Genomic DNA, 16,059 nt, shown 5'->3' with positions numbered 1-16,059 from the left:
CGCTGCCCGGTTGAACGGCCGGCCACGCAAAACGCTCGGCTGGGAAACCCCAGCCGAGCGTCTCACCAAGCTTCTGGCGCTAGCCAGTTGATCAATCCGTGTTGCGATGACCCCTTGACTTCACCCTCGGGGCTCCGGGGCCTCGCACGCCCGCGCTCGGCGCGGGCGGAGGTCATGCCAGGGGTCAGGTGAGGGCGAGCGCGATGCTCCTGGCCAGCGTGATCACCTCGTCGGCCAGCGCCCGCTCGTCGTGCTGACGCTCCTTGGGGATGACGACGCCGACGCTGGCGTCGCACCAGCCGTTGACCACGATGGGCGCGGCGATGCCGGTGAAGTTGGGGACGAGCTCGCCGGTCGTGACCACGTACCCCTGCTCGCGCCCCTGGGCGACCTTGTCGCGCTCGCCCGGCTCGGCCGGGCGGCCGGCCAGGATGGCGATGCCGGTGGCGGCGGTGCCCAGCGGGTGGCGCGAGCCGGTGCGCAGGCCGATGTGGAAGCTGGCCCGCTTGGGCTCGACGGAGGCCAGGGTGACGGCGCCGTCGCCGTCGGCGACGTGCATGACGGCGGTGGCGTCGAGGCGCTCGGCGATCTCGGTGAGCAGCGGACCCGCCACGACCAGGAGGTTCTGCGACACCTGGCGGGCCAGCGTGAACAGGCCCATGCCCAGCAGGTAGCGGCCCTCGCGGTTGCGCCGGACGAACCCGCGCCGCAGCAGGGTCGCCAGCAGGCGGGCGGCGATGGAACGGTGGACGCCCAGCTTGGCGGCGGCCTCGGTCGGGGAGAGCCCGTGGTCCGGGTCCGCCTCGGCGAGGATCTCCAGCAGGTGCAGCCCCCGGTCGAGCGTCTGCGCGATCTCAGCGGGTCTGGCCGGTTCGGTCACGGTCTCACTCCCAGGCGAAGGACGGGGTTACCACCCCTCGAAAATCGGGGCATGTGAGCGATTATCGCGCTTCGCGCACTCACGCGCCAACACGACTTCACCGTACGCCTTGGCCGTACCTCTTGAAGTCCGGCCGCAGACAGGGCACGCTATGACCAATAGACGGTCGTAGCGACCGAGTATCGGTCACGCCGGAGGTGGCGATGGTTCTGCCGGACAGCTCAAGTTCTTCTCCCCGTGTGGTGATCGTGGGAGCGGGGCCCGTGGGCCTGGCCACCGCGCTCCTCCTCGCCCGGCAGAACGTGCGCTCGGTGGTGCTGGAGCGGCGTGACCAGCCGAGCTGCCGCCAGTCGAGAGCCGTCACCGTGCAGCGTGACATCCTCGCGCTGTATGACCGGCTCGGCCTCGCCGACGAGATCGTCAACGACGGCGTGAGCTGGTCGCTGGGCCGCACCTACTACGGCGACCAGGAGATTCTCCAGCTCAGGTTCCCGCCGAAGGGCGAGGAGATCTACCCGCCTTTCGTCAATTTCCCGCAGTTCCGCATCGAGGAGCTGCTCCACGAGGCGGCGCTGGCGACCGGCCTGGCCGACATCCGGCTCGGCCGCACCGTCGACGCCTTCGAGCAGGACGACTCCGGCGTACGGGTCACCGCCACCGGCCCCGACGGCGAGGAGACCCACACCGGCGCCTACCTGGTCGCCGCCGACGGCATCGGCAGCCGGATCCGCCGCCACCTGGGCATCACCTTCGACGGCTGGCAGACCCAGGGCCGCTTCCTCGTCGCCGACTTCGAGGCCGAGCTGCCGTTCGAGCGGGAGCGGCGGCTCTGGTTCAACCCGCCCTTCCACCCGGAGGGCATCGTGCTCATGCACGGCGTGACCCGGCGGCTGTGGCGGCTCGACTGGCAGATCCCGCTGGACGCCGACGCCGACGTCCTCACCGACCCCGAGCGCGTCCGCGCCCGCATCGCCACCGCGATCGGCGACCACCCGGTGCGCGTGGTCCGCAGCAACACCTACACCTTCCAGCAGTGCCGGGCCTCGGCCTTCCGCAGCGGCCGGGTGTTCCTGGTGGGCGACGCCGCGCACGTCGTGTCGCCGTTCGGCGCCCGCGGCATGAACAGCGGCATGGAGGACGCCGAGAACCTGGCCTGGAAGCTCGGCTTCGTGCTCAACGGCCAGGCCGGGCCCGCGCTCCTGGACAGCTACGAGGCCGAGCGGGCCGCCGCCGCCGACCACAACCTGGCGGTCACCGGGGCGTCCATGAAGTTCATGACCCCCGACGACGAGGCCGGCCGCCGGGCCCGCGACGCCGCGCTGGCCGCCGCCGCCGACGCCCCCGACCATGCGAACCGGGTCGACAGCGGCAAGCTGTACGAGCCGTTCCCCTACACCGGCTCCGTCCTGACCGCGCCGACCGCGCTGCCCTCCCCCCGGGTGCGGCCGGGCGAGCCGCTGCCCGACCTGCGCTGCGCCCAGGGCGGCCGGACGACCACGCTGCGCGCCGCCGTCGCGGGCGCGCTCACGCTGCTGGCCGTGCCCGGCCGGGGCGGCCTGACCTCCGGGCTGCGGACCGCGCTCGACGCCGTCCCCGCCCCCGCGTGGGTGCGCCGCGCCGTCCTGGCCCCCACCCCCGCCGGTTCCGGGGTGCTCACCGTGCTGTCCGACGAGATGTGGGACGTGTACGCCGGCGAGCAGGACGTCGTGTACGTGGTGCGCCCCGACTGCTACGTGGCCGCCGTCGTCCCCCTGGACGGCGGCCGCGTCGACTTCGGCGCGCTGACCGCCGCGGCGTCCAACACCACCCGCTGACCGCCCCGCCACGACAAGGAGCAGTGAACATGATCGACAGCAGCACCGTCGCCGAGATCGCCCGGGTGAGCGTCGAGGCCGCGCCCGGCCGCACGAAGCTGGTCACCGTGCCGCTGGACGGGCAGGTGCCGATGGGCATGCACGGCGGGGTGGCCGAGCACTACAACGTGCCGCTCGACACCATCGAGCCGCACGCCACCACCCTGGACTACCTGGTGGGCGCGACCGCCGGATGCCTGACCGGCACCCTGTCCGGCATGCTCGGGCGGCTCGGCCAGCCGACGACCGACGGCGCGCTGACGTCGGAGGCCGAGGGGATCATCGTCAAGGACGGCGGGGTGCTGCGCATCGCCTCCGTGCACGTGCGCTACCTGGTGCGCCTGGCCGAGGGCGTGGACCCGGAAGAGGTGGCCCGGGCGCACGACCGGCACACCCGCCACTGCCCGATCGCGCGGACCATCGGCGGCAGCGTGGAGATCACCACCACGCTGGAGACCGTCTGATGATCCGGTCGGGCTGGCCAGGCTGGTCGGGCTGGTCAGACGGCGGGCGCGTAGGTCAGGTGCAGCACGCCGCTGGCGAAGGTCTGCGAGCCGGTCAGGCGGAGCGGCGCCTGCGCGCCGTCGCCGAAGAGCCGCTTGCCCGAGCCGACGACGATCGGGTGGAGCAGCAGGTGCAGCTCGTCCAGCAGCCCCTCGCGCACGAGTGAGCTGACGAGCGTGCCGCTGCCGGACATGCTGATCTTCCCGCCCGGCTGCTCCTTGAGCCGGGCGATCTCCTTGACGAGGTCGCCGGTGACGAGCGTGGAGTTCTGCCACTCGGTGACGGAGGTCAGCGTGTTGGACACCACGTACTTCGGGGTGTCGTTCATGTATCCGGCCAGGTCGTCGGTCGAGGTGGGCCAGTAGGAGGCGAACTCCTCGTAGGTGCGGCGGCCCAGGAGCATCGCCTCGGTGCCGTCCATCATGGCCTGGACGGCATTGCCCATCTCGTCGTCGAAGTAGGGGAAGTGCCACTGGTCGGGCGCCTCGACCACGCCGTCAAGCGAGATGAAGAGGCCACTCACGATCTTGCGCATCCGCGTTCTCCCTCTGCTGTAGCAGTACCGTACGGTACAGTTCTGCGTGATCGGAACCGTACGGTACTGTACGCTTGGTGTCAACAGGCCTGTTCACCGCACGCGTAGGAGGAACCGAAGTGACGCAAGTCGAAGCCCCGCACGCGACGGCCAAGGAACGGCCCGGCGCCCAGGTCAGGCGGCGCATCATGGACGCGGCCATGGAGGTCTTCCTGCGCGACGGGTACGTGGGCGCCAAGACCGACGAGATCGCGGCCGCCGCCGGGGCCTCGAAGCAGACGATCTACAAGCACTTCGGCCGCAAGGAGCAGCTCTTCGAGGAGATCGTGCTCGACCGGCTCGTCGGCATCGACCAGATCTTCAAGGCCGCGATGACCGAGCTGGCCACCGCCGACGACGTGGAGACCACGCTGCGGGCCGTCGCGCACGAGTTCGTGCGCGCCCTCACCCAGCCGTCGCAACTGCGCGTGCGCCGCCTGGTCATCGCCGAGGCCGGCCGCTTCCCCAAGCTCGGCCGGGCCTACTTCGAGGCGGGGCCCGAGCGCGTGCACGCCTCGCTGGCGTCGTGCTTCGAGGAGCTCGCGCGCCGGGGCCTGCTGCGGATCGACGACTCGCTGATCGCGGCCAACCACTTCACCTGGCTCACCACCTCGATCCCGGTCAACAGGGTCATGTTCTGCGGTGACGACGTCGCATTCACGGAGGCGGAGCTCGACCACTACGCCGACTCCGCCGTGCGGGTCTTCCTGGCGGCCTACCGGCCCGGCTGAGCCCCGTCCGGGCGGGCGTGCTAGTTTGGCCGCATGACCAACTTGGCCGAGCGACCAAATTCGCCGCGCGGCGACCGGCGGCGCGAGCAACTGGTGGAGGCCGGGCTCGCGCTCCTGGGCGAGCACGGGTGGCCCGGCGTCACCGCGCGGGCCGTGGCCGAGCGCGCCGGCACCAACCCCGGCCTGATCCACTACCACTTCGGCGGCCTGCCCGGCCTGCACGCGGCGATCTTCCGGCGCGGCACCGACCTCCTCGTCAACCCGCTCGTCGACGAGCTGCTCGCCGCCGAGGACGAGCGGACCGCGCTGGCCGCCATCCGCGCCCTGCTGCCGCGCACCGGCGGCGCCGAGCCCGCGCCCCGGCTGGCCGCCGAGCTGATCATCGGCGCGACCCGCGACCCCGCGCTCGGCGCCATGCTGCGCGACGAGCTCCGCCAGGCCCGGCAGCGGCTCGCCGACCGGCTGCGCGCCCTCCACCCCGGCCGGCCCGCCGCCCGGGCGATCGGGATCGCCACGCTGGCCGTCGCCGCGATCGACGGGCTGATGCTGCACCGGATGATCGACGGCGAGCTGCCCACGGACGAGGCGCTGGCCGTGGCGGAGAGCCTGCTCCCCGGCGAGGACCCGGCCACGACACCCGGAAGGGGCTGACCGCAGTGGAGATCGTCAAGAGGCCCGCGCCGCCGACCGGGCTGAGCCGCAGGCTGTGGCGGCTGCCCATCCTCCTCTACCGCCTGGGCCTGGGCGCGCTGCTGGGCCGCCGCGTCATGCTGCTCAACCACACCGGCCGGGTCTCCGGGCTGCGCCGTCAGGCCGTCATCGAGGTCGTCGCGCACGACGGGCGCGGCTACCTGGCCGCCTCCGGGTTCGGCGTCAAGGCCGACTGGTATCGCAACGTCATGGCCGCCCCGGAGGTGACCGTCCAGGTCGGCGGGCGCGTCCTCCAGGTGACGGCCACCCCTGTCCCCGCCGAGGAGGGGCCTGACATCATGGCCCGATACGCGTCCCGGCACCCCGCCGCCGCCCGCCGCCTGTGCAAGCTCATGGGCTACGCCGTCGACGGGAGCCAGGAGGATTACCGCGAGGTGGGCATGCACATTCCGTTCGTCCGGTTCGAGCCGAGGCAGGACCGGCGATGACCGGCTCGGCCCACGCCTGGCTGTGCGCCGGGTTCACCGGCGACCCCGGCGGGCCCTGGCTGCACGCCGGGTTCGCCCGCGACCTGACGCCCGAGGAGGCCATGCGGCGCATCGGCGTCACCCCCGGCCCCCTCGGCCAGGACGGGCACGGCGTCTCCGCCTACGCAGCCGACGGCGGGACCGTCCTGCTCGAACGCTTCGGCGACGGAGCCGTCCACGACGGGATCGCCCGCCTGTCGGCCGGCACGGTCGCGGCCGTCGTCCGGGTCACTCACAGCGGCGCGGACTTCGGCTACTACGCCGACGGGGAGCTGATCACCGCGTTCGGCCTGTTCTCCTACCGGCTCCGGCAGGGCTCCGACCCCGACCGGCTCGCGGACGACCTGCGGGCGCTCGGCGTCGACGTCGACGGTGAGCGGCCCGAGTTCCCCGGCCATCCCGTCGCCGGCGCGCTCGCCCTCGCCGAACGCGCCACGGGCGTCCACCTGTCCAGCGCCAACCGCGCCGCCCCCGCCCTGACCGGCGGCGGCCGACCGGAGAGCTGACCGATGCCGCCCGCCGAGCCCGGCACGCGCCTCGACCTCGGCCGGATCCGCGCGGCCCGCGCGGTGATCGACCCGCGCTTCCTGGACACGCCGCTGTACGAGTGCGACGCGCTGGGGCAGCGGCTCGGCTGCACGGTGAGCGTCAAGCTGGAGACGGCGAACCCGGTCCGCAGCTTCAAGGCCCGGGGGACCGAGCTGGTCACGAGCCTGCTGGCCGATCAGGGCAGGCCGGAGGTGGTGTGCGCGAGCGCGGGCAACCTCGGCCAGGCGCTCGCCTGGTCGGGCCGCCGCCGCGGCCTGGCCGTGACCGTCGTGGCCGCACGCCGGGCGCCCGCCGTCAAGCTCGACCGGATCCGCGCGCTCGGCGCCGAGCTGGAGCTGGTGGCGGGCGACTTCGACCAGGCCCGCGAACGGGCCGCCGAGCTCGCCCGGCAGCGGGGCGTCCGGCTGGTCGAGGACAGCCTCGACCTCGAGACGTGCGAGGGCGCGGCGACCATCGGGCTGGAGCTGGCGGCCGGGACGCCCGCGTTCGACACGGTCCTGATCGCCCTGGGCGGCGGGGCGATGGCCACCGGCGTGGGACACGTCCTGAAGACGCTGCTGCCGCAGGTCGAGGTGATCTGCGTGCAGCCGCACGGCGCGCCCGCGATGACCCGCTCGTGGCACGCGCGCGAGGTCGTCACCACCGACACCACCGACACCATCGCCGACGGCGTCGCCGGCCGCCGCCCGATCCCCGCCGTCCTGGCCGACCTGCTGGCGGTCGCCGACGACGCCGTCCTGGTCGAGGAGGCGTCGATCGTCACGGGTCTGCGGCTGCTGCTGGAGCACGCCGGGCTCGTCGCCGAACCGTCGGCGGCCCTGGGCGTGGCCGCCGTGCTGGAGGACCCTGACCGGTTCGCCGGGCGCCACGTCGTCACCGTCGTCTGCGGCGGCAACGTCGACCTCGGCCCCTACCGGCGCTGGGTCGGCCTGTAGCGGGCGCTCGCGCGATGATGGCCCGATGCGCACCGCTTACCATGACGCGCTCGGCGACCACTTCGCCGGGCATGCCGAGACGAGCCCGTACAACGCCTACACCGACAGGCCCGCGATGCTCGCGCTGGCCGGCGACGTGTCGGGGGCGCGCGTCCTGGACGTCGGCTGCGGGGCGGGCCACTACGCGGCCGAGCTGGTGGCGCGCGGCGCCCAGGTGGTCGGCGTCGACGGCAGCGCCACCCTGCTGGGCCACGCACGGGCCCGCGTCGGCGGCCGGGCCGAGCTGCTGCTGCACGACCTGGAGGAGCCGCTGGGCTTCGCCGCCGACGCGTCGTTCGACGGGGCGCTCTGCGCGCTCGTGTACGAGCACGTCCGCGACCGGGCGCGGCTGCTGGGCGAGCTGCGCCGCGTGCTGCGGCCGGGCGGCTGGCTGCTGGTGTCGACCACCCACCCCACGGCCGACTGGCAGCACTTCGGCGGCTCGTACTTCAGCCACGACTGGCGGGACCTGCCGCTCGGCGACAGCGGGCTGTCGATCCACTACCAGCGCCTGCCGCTGGAGACGTTCCTGGGCGAGCTGCTGGCGGCGGGGTTCGTGCTGGAGCACCTGGCCGAGCCCCGGCCCACCGCCGAGCTGCGGGAGGTCGACGAGGCCGCCTACGACCGGCTGCACCGGGCGCCGTCGTTCCTCGCGGTCCGGCTCAGGCGCCCCTGACCCGCTCGGGTCAGGGCTGGAGGTCGACGACGCCCCGGCCGCTGGCCAGGTCGAACGGCACGGACACCTGGTCGTGCGCGATCAGCCAGCGGCCGTCGGCCTTGCGGAAGCAGAACGTGCCCCGCACCCACATGCCGCTCGTCGCCGTGCCGTTCTTCAGCGTGCCGCTCAACCGGCCGAAGCAGTGCCCGAACGCCACCTCGTCGCCCACGGTGAGCGCGAGGTCGCGGACCTCGTAGTCGACGGTCTCGAAGACCGCGAACACGTTCGTCCAGTTCTTCATCTTCGCCTCGACCCCGACGTGCTGCAGGGGCGGCTCTATGTCGAAGGACACGACGTCCGCCGCGTAGAGGCTCCGCAGACCGTCGAGGTCCTTGGCCCGGAGCCCTTCGACGATCTTCCCGACGTGCTGCCGGATCGCGGCCTCGTCGCTCTCGCGCTGTGTGGGCATGATGGTGCGTCCTCTCCTGTGGTGTCATCGGTACGACGACGCAGCCCCCTCGAACGTCAGGCCGGGTCCCAGTCCCAGCCGGTGATCGTGGAGCGCATCAGGCGGGCGGCGGCCGGCAGGCGGCTGCCGGTGGCCCAGTAGAGGGTGACCGTGCGCCGGCAGTCGGGGTTGTCGACGGGGATCCAGCACCCGGCGAACCCGGCGGAGACGCGCCTGGCGAAGCCGGGGACGAGGCCGATGCCGAGCCCGGCGCTGATCAGCCCGGCGATGGCGCTGGGCTCGTCCACCTCGCAGACGATCTTCGGGGTGAGGCCGCGCGCGGCGAACAGCCGCTCCAGCAGGCGGCGCTGCCAGTGGCCCGCGCGGGCGCTGACGAGAGGCTGCCCGGCGAGCTCGTCGACGCTCACGCGGGCGCGGCCGGCGAGCGGGTGGCCGGGCGGCGTGGCCACCCCCACCACGTCGTCGAGCAGCTGGACCGCCGTCAGGCCCTCGGCGGCGATGGGCTGGGAGGCCACGCACAGGTCGACCTCCTGTGCGCGCAGGGCGCGGGCCATGTCGTCGGCGGGCATCCAGCGGAGCTCGACCTCGACGTCGGGATGGGCGCGCTTGTAGGCGGCCAGCGGCCCGGTGAGCGTGAGGAACGTCTCCGACGCCAGCCGCACGCCGCCGAAGCCCTCGCTGACGGCGTCGGCGACGGCCCGGGCGCCCGCGTCGAGCTCGCCCAGGGCGCGTTCGACGTGGCCGAGGAAGAGCCGGCCCACGTCGTTGAGCCGGAGACGGCCGCTGCGCTCGAACAGCGGCGTGCCCAGCTCGTTCTCCAGCCGGGCGATCGTGCGGCTGAGCGACGGCTGGGCGACGCGCAGCTCCTCGGCGGCGCGGCTGAGGTGCTCCAGCCGGGCCACGGCCACGAACTGGCGCAGCGCGTTCAGATCCATCATGCCTCCCGGTGCATGACAGCATAGCAATATTGATCTTCGACAAGATAACCGTCGAGTCATAGTGTCGGACGCGTCGACGAACGGACGACGTGACAGGAGGATCCGTCATGACGACGCCGACGGCATGGGCCCTGCGGGCCGTCGTCAGCGCGCACCTGGTGGCGATCGCCGCCCAGCCGGTCTTCGCCGGGGTCTATCTGACCGGTGACTACGGGAGCCTGCGCTGGCACGCGGTGGGCGCCGACGTGACCACCTCCATCGGCTACGTGCAGCTGGTGGTGGCCGTCGTGGCGTGGGTGCGGATGCGCCAGGTCTGGCCGTTCCTGGCCACGCTGGCGGTGGTCGCGGCCGAGACCGTGCAGTACTTCGCCGGGATGGAGAGCGCGCTGTGGCTGCACGTCCCGCTCGGGGTGACGACCGTCGCGGGGGTCGTCGTGCAGTTCATCGCCACCTGGCGGCCTCTCGGACGGCGGGAGGTCCGTGATGCCTGAGCAGTACGGGGTGACCAGGCGGCGGCTGTTCGGCATCGGCGGGACGCTCGGGCTGGTGGCCGCCGCCGGGCTGTCGACCTCGGCCGCGCTGGCCCGCCGCCCGGCCGTCACCGGCGCCGAGCTGCGCAGCGCCGTGCCGCTGCCGCCGCCGTTCCGGGTGCCGCTGCCGCTGCCCGCCGTGCTCAAGCCGGTCAGCACCGCCGGCGGCGTCGACCGCTACGCGATCACCCAGCGCGAGGTGACCGCGGAGATCCTGCCCGGCGTCAGGACGCCGCTGTGGACGTACGAGGGCGTCTTCCCCGGGCCCACGATCGAGTCACGGCGCGGCAGGCCGGTCACCGTCACGCACCGCAACGACCTGCCCGTGCCCACCGTCGTGCACCTGCACGGCGGCCGGACCCCGGCGGACTCCGACGGTTACCCGACCGACCTCGTCCTGCCCCGCGAATGGGACCACGGCGGGCACGCCATGCACGACCCGCGCGCGGTGGTGTCGGAGCTGACCAGGGAATACACGTTCCCCCTCGACCAGCGGCCCACCCTGCTCTGGTACCACGACCACCGGATGGACTTCACCGCCCCGGCGATCTGGCGCGGCCTGGCCGGGCTGCACATCGTGCGCGACGACGCCGAGGACGCGCTCGGCCTGCCCGCCGGGCCGCGCGAGCTGCCGCTCATGATCGCGGACCGGGCTTTCACCGCCGACGGCGGCCTCGACTACCCGTCGCTCGACCCCACGCTGCGCGGACGGCCGGGCGTGCGCGAGGAGTACCTGGCCGGCGTGCTCGGCGACGTGATCCTGGTCAACGGCGCGCCCTGGCCCGTGCACGAGGCCGACGCCGCCCGCTACAGGCTGCGCCTGCTGAACGCCTCCAACGCCCGCCACTACGAGCTCGAAGCGGTCACCGGCGACGGGCGCCGCCTCGACCTCGTCCAGATCGGCGCCGACCAGGGGCTTCTCGCGGCGCCGGTCACCCACCGGGTCCTGCCGATGGCCCCCGCCGAACGCCACGACGTGGTCGTCGACTTCTCCGGCGTCCCCGTCGGCGGCCTGGTCCGGCTGGTGAACCGGCTCGGCTCGGGCCGGACGCGCGACGTGATGGCCTTCCGCGTAGCGCGCAGGGCCGCCGACGACAGCCGCATCCCCCGTACGCTCTCCACCGATCTGCCCCGATGGCGGCGGTCGGACGCGGTCCGGGTGCGCGACCTCTCGTTCCGTGCCGGGCGGATGCACGGCCGTCACGGCTGGCTGATCGGCGGGCTGCCGTTCGACCCCGCCCGCACGGACGTCACCGCCCGCCTCGGCGACGTCGAGATCTGGCGGCTCGTGGCGGACGTCCACCACCCCGTCCACCTGCACCTGGTCGGCTTCCAGGTGCTCTCGCGCCGGGGCCGGCCGCCGCTCCCCCACGACGCCGGGCTCAAGGACACCGTCGCCCTGCGGCCGGGCGAAGGGGTGGAGATCATCACCCGCTTCGACGGCTACCGGGGGCGCTACCTGTTCCACTGCCACAACGCCGAGCACGAGGACATGGCCATGATGGCCAACCTGGAGATCGTCTAGCCCTCGTACTCGACGACCGGGCGCAAGCCATCCCACCTCCCGCGCCAGTGTCACACGGGCCCTGCGCCGAGTGGCCGTGGGTGGGATGGATCCGCAATCATCGGGATATGTCACGGCGGCTCGTGCTCGCGTTCACGGCACTCCTCATCACGCTCACCGCGTGCGATCCCGGCGCGGGCGCGGCCCCGGCCGGCCCCACCGGCGCCGCCTCCCCCGCGGACCGTTGCGCCAAGGCGAGCGCGCGGGACTTCGACGGCGACGGACACGACGACGTCGCCGTGGGCAACCGCATGCTCACCGGCGGGCAGGTGTCGATCCTCAGCGCGGGCAAGCTCGTCCGCCTGCGCATCCCCGACCTGGGCGCCGACGCCATCGGGGCCTCGGTGGCGCTCGCCCGCGTCAACGCCGACGGGTGCGCCGACGTCGTCGTCGGAGCCCCGTACACGAAGGTCGACGGCGGGCACAGCGCGGGCGCCGTCTACGTCCTGTACGGCGGGAACGCCGCGCCGTACAGGAAGATCGTCTCGCCGAACCCGCAGCCGGGCGCTCGGTTCGGCGCCGCCGTGGCCGCCCACGGCGGGACCATCGCCATCGGGGCGCCGGAGGAGAACGACAGCGGCGTCCAGCAGGCGGGCGCCGTCTACGTGACCGACGGCGACACCACGCCGCCCCGGCGCATCACCCAGGAGACCGAAGGCGTCCCCGGCAACAGCGAGCCGCACGACGGCTTCGGCGCCACCGTGGCCGTCGGCCCACTCCCCGACGGCCGCACCGGGCTGCTCGTCGGCTCCCCACGCGAACGCGACGACGGCAGCGGCAGGCAGCTCGCCAACGGCATCGGCCCCTACGACGGCGCCGTGACCATGATCGCGGACGTGCGGGCCGAGCGGCTCGAAGCCGTCAAGCACGACGGCGGCAGCGAGTGCGAGCTCGGCGACGCCGTCGCCTACGTGCCCGGCGGCACGTTCGCCGCCACGGAGGGGCAGTGCGGCAACGTGCTCGTCCTCGACCACGCCCGGATCCTCGACACCGTCGAGTGTGGAGCCTGCGGGTCCTCCAGCACCGGCTCCGCGCTCGCCGCCGCACCCGACGGGCGGGTGGCCGTGGCCTGGGGTGACTCGGCCCAGGTGCTGTCGATGCGGGAGGGCGTGCCCGGCACCGTCGTCCCCACGCTGCCCGGCGGCAACCTGCCGGTGGCCTTCTACGGGACCAAGCTGGTGTTCGGGATGCCCCAGGAGGCGCCGCCCCTGGGCGTGACCGTCTTCGACCCGGCGACCGGGCGGAGCGAACAGGTCATGAGCGCGATCCGCGACGTGGAAGGCGTCGGCGAAGCCCTCGGCTGACCACCCGGGCGTTCCCCCGGGTGTCGGCTGCCGGTGCTGACCGCCCGAGCATCCCCACCCGCAGTCGCCGGTGCGCCCTCCCGGACGCCAGTGGGCCCTCCCGGATGTCGGTGGGGCGCTGGGCCTTCCCCCGGCCTCCTGATGTCGGCCCCTGGTTGTCGGTGGGGGTCGGTAGCGTTCGAGCGTTGCTTGCCGTGGTCGGGTGGAGGTGGAGGCGTGGGTCCGTGGGAGGAGATCCGGCGACGGATCGAGAACGGGGACGGCGGGGACGGGCTGGTGGCGTTCCTGGTGGGGCTCGGGGCGGCCGACCGTAAGGCGGTGGCCGCGGAGCTGCCCGGCTACCTGGCCGCGCGGGTGCGCGACGAGTCACGCTGGGGGGTCGCCGGCGCCGCTCCCTCCCTGCGCATGGCGGGGGCTGCCTGCCTGGGCGGGGCCGCCCAGGTCGCCGCCTGGCTCGACCGGCGCGAGCTGCGTACGGTGCCGTCGCCCAAGGCCGACGCCGAGCGGATCTCGCGGCTGGTCCGCGACCGGCCGGAGCCGTGGCGGCGCGACCTGGCCAGCCGGCTGGCCGCCGGGCTCCGTCCGGGCGGTCGCGGGCTCGCGGGGCGGGTGGACGGCGAGCCCGGCTGGGACCTGGCCGCCACGCTGGTGATCGAGACGGGGATCGAGCCGCCCGACAACGACGCGTTCGTGGCGGGCTGGGTGTGGCACCTGCACCACAGGCTGTGGACGGGCGCGGGCGCCGAGCTGGTGCGCGACCATCCGCTGCTGGACTTCATGGTGCCCCGGCTGTTCCAGGCCGAGGGCGTCGCCCGGCCGCTGGCGCACGACCGGGCGTGGAACTCGGCGTACCAGCACCCCACGGTGATCGGGGCGCTGGCCGGGCTGGCGGGCGAAGGGCGGCTGGACCGGAAGGCGCTGATCGGCGGGTGCGCGTCGAAGTTCCTCAACGGTGGTGACGCCCGGGAGGTCGAGCCGTTCGTGGCCCTGTGGGAGGAGCTGCGGCCGGAGGTGGCGGAGCTTCCCGTGGTGGACCTGGTGCGGGTGCTGCCGTTCGCCGCCTCGCCGCTGGTGCGGCTGGCCGCCGCCGAGCTGCGCCGCGCCGACGAGGCGGGCGGGCTGGGCGACGAGCTGTTCGCCGAGGCGGTCGGCGCGCTGGCGTTCCGGCAGGAGCGGAAGTACGTCACGACGGCGCTCCAGTGGATAGCGCAGTCCGCCCCCACCCGCCCAGCCACCCCACGCCCGAAGGCCCCGTCCGACCGCGTCAGCGGCCGGCCCGCCGAGGGCCCGTCCGGCCTGGTCGGGGGCCCGACTGGCGAAGGGGCATCCGACCTGGCCGGGGGCGAGCCCGGTGAGAGGGCGGCCGGTCACGGCGATGAGGCGGGCGGCGAAGACGCGTCCGGCCTGGTCAGCGGCCCGCCCGCCAAGGGCGCTTCCGATCCGGTCGGGGGCCAGCCCGGTGAGGGGGCGTCCGGTCGCGTTGATGGTGCGGGCGGCCAGGGAGCGTCCAACCGCGTTGATGGGGCGGTTGCGGCGTTGGGGCTGGTTTTCGGGGTGGAGGTGCCGTCGTTGCGGGATCGGGCGGTGCGGTTGGCGGTCAAGCTGGCGCCGCAGGCGAGCCGGGCGGCCCGCGAGGCGGTGCGGGAGGCGGCGGCGGTCCTGCCGCCGGAGGCCCTGGCCCGGATCGCCGCCGCCTACGGGGAGGTCGTGCCGGCGCCGCCCGAGGCCCCGGTCACCACGCCGTTGACCGCGCCCGCGCTGCCGGGCATGCCGGGGCCGATCGGCTCGGCGGCGGAGCTGGCCGCCGCGCTGTCCTCCATGAGCTGGCCGCACGACCCCATCCGCTACGAGCTGATGCTCGCCGCGCTGGTCGAGCACGTCCACCGTGACCGCGAGGGCACTGCCGAGGCGCTGCGGCCGTGGCGGAACGAGCGGTGGAGCAGCTTCGAGCACGGCTACCCGTTATGGGCTGACCCGAGCACCTGCTACCACCCTTACTCGCTGCTGGCCCTGTGCGCGCTCGCGGTGGTGTCGCCGTCGGACAGCGCCGTGCTCTCCCGCCAGATCAGCGACTACCTGGCGAGGAATCCTCCCTATGAGACCGTGCTCGACTGGTTCATCCGGGACCGCTACAGGGAGGTCGTGGCGCTGTTCGAGGCGGGTGGGAGCGTCCCGTTGCTGCTGGCCACCCCGACCGCGCGCACGGGGCGCCTCGACGCCGCAACGCTCGTCGACCGGCTCGAACTCCTGGGTGACCGCGAGCCGCTGCCTCTCGACTTCTGCCAGGCGCTGCTCCGCCTGCCCCGGGCCGTCGACCCGGTGGCGCTCGGCCGGGCGGAAGAGCTTACGTCGGCGGCGGGGCGGAGGCTGGCGGCGTGGCTGCGGGCGGGCGGGGTGGCCGATCCGGTCATCGCGTACGGCCCGGCGAGCGTGATGCGGAACCTCGGCGGCTACCAGAACTACGCCCCCGTCACCGAGCTGCACGCCCGTATGACGCCGGCGCCTGGCCTGCCGGAGCGGATCCGCGAGCTGTTCACGCTGGAGCCCAGGGAATACTTCGCCGGCCATTCGGACCGGATGGCGTGGTGGCCCTCGGTGCTGCCGTCCCATCGGGAAGCGCTGGCCGCGCACGTGCTGGAGTGTTTCGCCGTGGACCTGCGCCACCGTAATGCCCAGGTGGACGTGCTGCCCGCGCTGGCGTACGGGGACGGCCCGGTGGGGCGGGCCACGGCCGCCGCGATCGTGCTGGGCATGGGGCACAAGCAGCCCGCCGTACGGGTGCACGCGATCGACGCGGCGAAGATCCTCGCCCTGCGTGGGGAGCTGTCAGCCGGGGATCTCGGCTGGGCGCTGGCCACGCTTGTGGCGCTGGACTCCGTGACGCTCAAGCGGGTCGCGCCCGCGCTGGAGGAGCTCGCGCTGTCGGGGGCGCACGGCGAAACGTGGGCGATGCTGGCGTCCGCGCTGCCCGCCCTGCTGCCGGGGGGCGGCGAGCCTGCCCGTCCGGTGCTTGCCGACCTGCTCGCGGTCGCGGTCAAGGCCGCCGCCCTGGCCGGGGCGCGGGTCGGCCCACAGGCCGGAGTGCGGGTCGGCATTCCCGGGCTGGCCGAGCTGGCTGCCCGCAAGGGCGCCGCCCGCCCGGTCGCCGAGGCCCGCGCCCTCCTCCAGGCGATCGCCCCGGCCTGACCCGCTGGAGCGGCCGCCCCCGCCGGGTGCGCCGACTCCGCCCGCCCGACCGGCCCGGCACGGCCGCCCCCACCCGACCGGCCCGGCACGACCGGCCCAGCCCGCGCGCGACAGCTCGGCGCGGTTGGCCCAGCCCGACCTACCCGGCCCGACCGACCCGGCACGAC

16 protein-coding genes are annotated in these 16,059 nt (G+C 74.2%); 12 read left to right on the top strand and 4 right to left on the bottom strand.

The window, feature by feature from the left end; translation table 11 throughout:
- Positions 1 to 184 precede the first annotated feature (184 nt).
- Complete coding sequence (locus tag KME80_RS32595; RefSeq protein ID WP_219510363.1) at positions 185 to 880, bottom strand: IclR family transcriptional regulator; 696 nt, start codon at positions 878 to 880, stop codon at positions 185 to 187.
- Between the two features lie 203 nt (positions 881 to 1,083).
- Between KME80_RS32595 and KME80_RS32590 the strand changes: the two genes are divergently transcribed.
- Positions 1,084 to 2,694, top strand: a complete 1,611-nt coding sequence (locus KME80_RS32590) for an FAD-dependent oxidoreductase (protein ID WP_246646136.1) — start codon at positions 1,084 to 1,086, stop codon at positions 2,692 to 2,694.
- Between the two features lie 29 nt (positions 2,695 to 2,723).
- The gene (locus KME80_RS32585) at positions 2,724 to 3,197 is read left to right on the top strand and encodes an OsmC family protein (RefSeq protein ID WP_219510361.1); all 474 of its coding nucleotides are present in this window, start codon (positions 2,724 to 2,726) and stop codon (positions 3,195 to 3,197) included.
- 35 nt (positions 3,198 to 3,232) lie between these two features.
- Here the strand turns inward: KME80_RS32585 and KME80_RS32580 are convergent, their stop codons facing one another.
- Positions 3,233 to 3,772, bottom strand: coding sequence for a dihydrofolate reductase family protein (locus KME80_RS32580; protein ID WP_219510360.1), 540 nt, complete (start codon positions 3,770 to 3,772; stop codon positions 3,233 to 3,235).
- Positions 3,773 to 3,891: 119 nt separating this feature from the next.
- Here KME80_RS32580 and KME80_RS32575 point away from each other — a divergent pair, with 119 nt between their 5' ends.
- Genes KME80_RS32575 through KME80_RS32550 form a run of 6 tightly spaced genes read left to right on the top strand, consistent with a single transcriptional unit; the run spans position 3,892 to position 7,919 of the window.
- The gene (locus KME80_RS32575) at positions 3,892 to 4,542 is read left to right on the top strand and encodes a TetR/AcrR family transcriptional regulator (RefSeq protein WP_219510358.1); all 651 of its coding nucleotides are present in this window, start codon (positions 3,892 to 3,894) and stop codon (positions 4,540 to 4,542) included.
- A 33-nt stretch (positions 4,543 to 4,575) separates the two neighbouring features.
- Positions 4,576 to 5,193 carry a TetR/AcrR family transcriptional regulator gene (locus KME80_RS32570; protein ID WP_219510357.1) on the top strand — a complete coding sequence of 206 codons (618 nt, stop codon included), beginning with the start codon at positions 4,576 to 4,578 and terminating at the stop codon, positions 5,191 to 5,193.
- Between the two features lie 5 nt (positions 5,194 to 5,198).
- Entirely contained in the window at positions 5,199 to 5,681 is a 483-nt protein-coding gene (locus KME80_RS32565) for a nitroreductase family deazaflavin-dependent oxidoreductase (RefSeq protein ID WP_219510355.1), read from the top strand.
- Complete coding sequence (locus KME80_RS32560; protein ID WP_219510354.1) at positions 5,678 to 6,226, top strand: DUF6461 domain-containing protein; 549 nt, start codon at positions 5,678 to 5,680, stop codon at positions 6,224 to 6,226. Before KME80_RS32565 ends, KME80_RS32560 begins: the two co-directional genes overlap by 4 nt.
- Before the next feature lie 3 nt (positions 6,227 to 6,229).
- Positions 6,230 to 7,204, top strand: a complete 975-nt coding sequence (locus KME80_RS32555; RefSeq protein ID WP_219510353.1) for a threonine ammonia-lyase — start codon at positions 6,230 to 6,232, stop codon at positions 7,202 to 7,204.
- A 25-nt stretch (positions 7,205 to 7,229) separates the two neighbouring features.
- Positions 7,230 to 7,919, top strand: a complete 690-nt coding sequence (locus tag KME80_RS32550) for a class I SAM-dependent methyltransferase (RefSeq protein ID WP_219510352.1) — start codon at positions 7,230 to 7,232, stop codon at positions 7,917 to 7,919.
- Between the two features lie 10 nt (positions 7,920 to 7,929).
- On the opposite strand, the gene KME80_RS32545 is transcribed toward KME80_RS32550, so the two are convergent.
- Both KME80_RS32545 and KME80_RS32540 read right to left on the bottom strand, forming a co-directional pair.
- Positions 7,930 to 8,370, bottom strand: a complete 441-nt coding sequence (locus KME80_RS32545) for a YybH family protein (RefSeq protein ID WP_219510351.1) — start codon at positions 8,368 to 8,370, stop codon at positions 7,930 to 7,932.
- Between the two features lie 56 nt (positions 8,371 to 8,426).
- Positions 8,427 to 9,308 (bottom strand): LysR family transcriptional regulator, encoded by an 882-nt coding sequence (locus KME80_RS32540; protein ID WP_246646135.1) that lies wholly within the window; start codon positions 9,306 to 9,308, stop codon positions 8,427 to 8,429.
- Between the two features lie 107 nt (positions 9,309 to 9,415).
- Between KME80_RS32540 and KME80_RS32535 the strand changes: the two genes are divergently transcribed.
- The 4 genes from KME80_RS32535 to KME80_RS32520 all read left to right on the top strand — a co-directional run bounded on the left by KME80_RS32535 (position 9,416) and on the right by KME80_RS32520 (position 15,892).
- Complete coding sequence (locus KME80_RS32535; protein ID WP_219510350.1) at positions 9,416 to 9,799, top strand: hypothetical protein; 384 nt, start codon at positions 9,416 to 9,418, stop codon at positions 9,797 to 9,799.
- A complete protein-coding gene (locus tag KME80_RS32530) occupies positions 9,792 to 11,363 on the top strand; it encodes a multicopper oxidase family protein (RefSeq protein ID WP_219510349.1) in 1,572 nt (523 codons plus the stop codon). Before KME80_RS32535 ends, KME80_RS32530 begins: the two co-directional genes overlap by 8 nt.
- Before the next feature lie 107 nt (positions 11,364 to 11,470).
- Positions 11,471 to 12,706 carry an FG-GAP-like repeat-containing protein gene (locus tag KME80_RS32525; protein WP_219510348.1) on the top strand — a complete coding sequence of 412 codons (1,236 nt, stop codon included), beginning with the start codon at positions 11,471 to 11,473 and terminating at the stop codon, positions 12,704 to 12,706.
- A 216-nt stretch (positions 12,707 to 12,922) separates the two neighbouring features.
- Complete coding sequence (locus tag KME80_RS32520) at positions 12,923 to 15,892, top strand: hypothetical protein (RefSeq protein WP_219510346.1); 2,970 nt, start codon at positions 12,923 to 12,925, stop codon at positions 15,890 to 15,892.
- Positions 15,893 to 16,059 lie beyond the last annotated feature (167 nt).

It is taken from the genome of Nonomuraea ceibae, from assembly GCF_019396325.1.
GTDB classification, from domain to species: Bacteria; Actinomycetota; Actinomycetes; order Streptosporangiales; family Streptosporangiaceae; genus Nonomuraea; species Nonomuraea ceibae.
The sequence above is the reverse complement of the archived record's forward strand: the minus strand, read 5'-3'. Positions and strand labels throughout refer to the sequence as shown.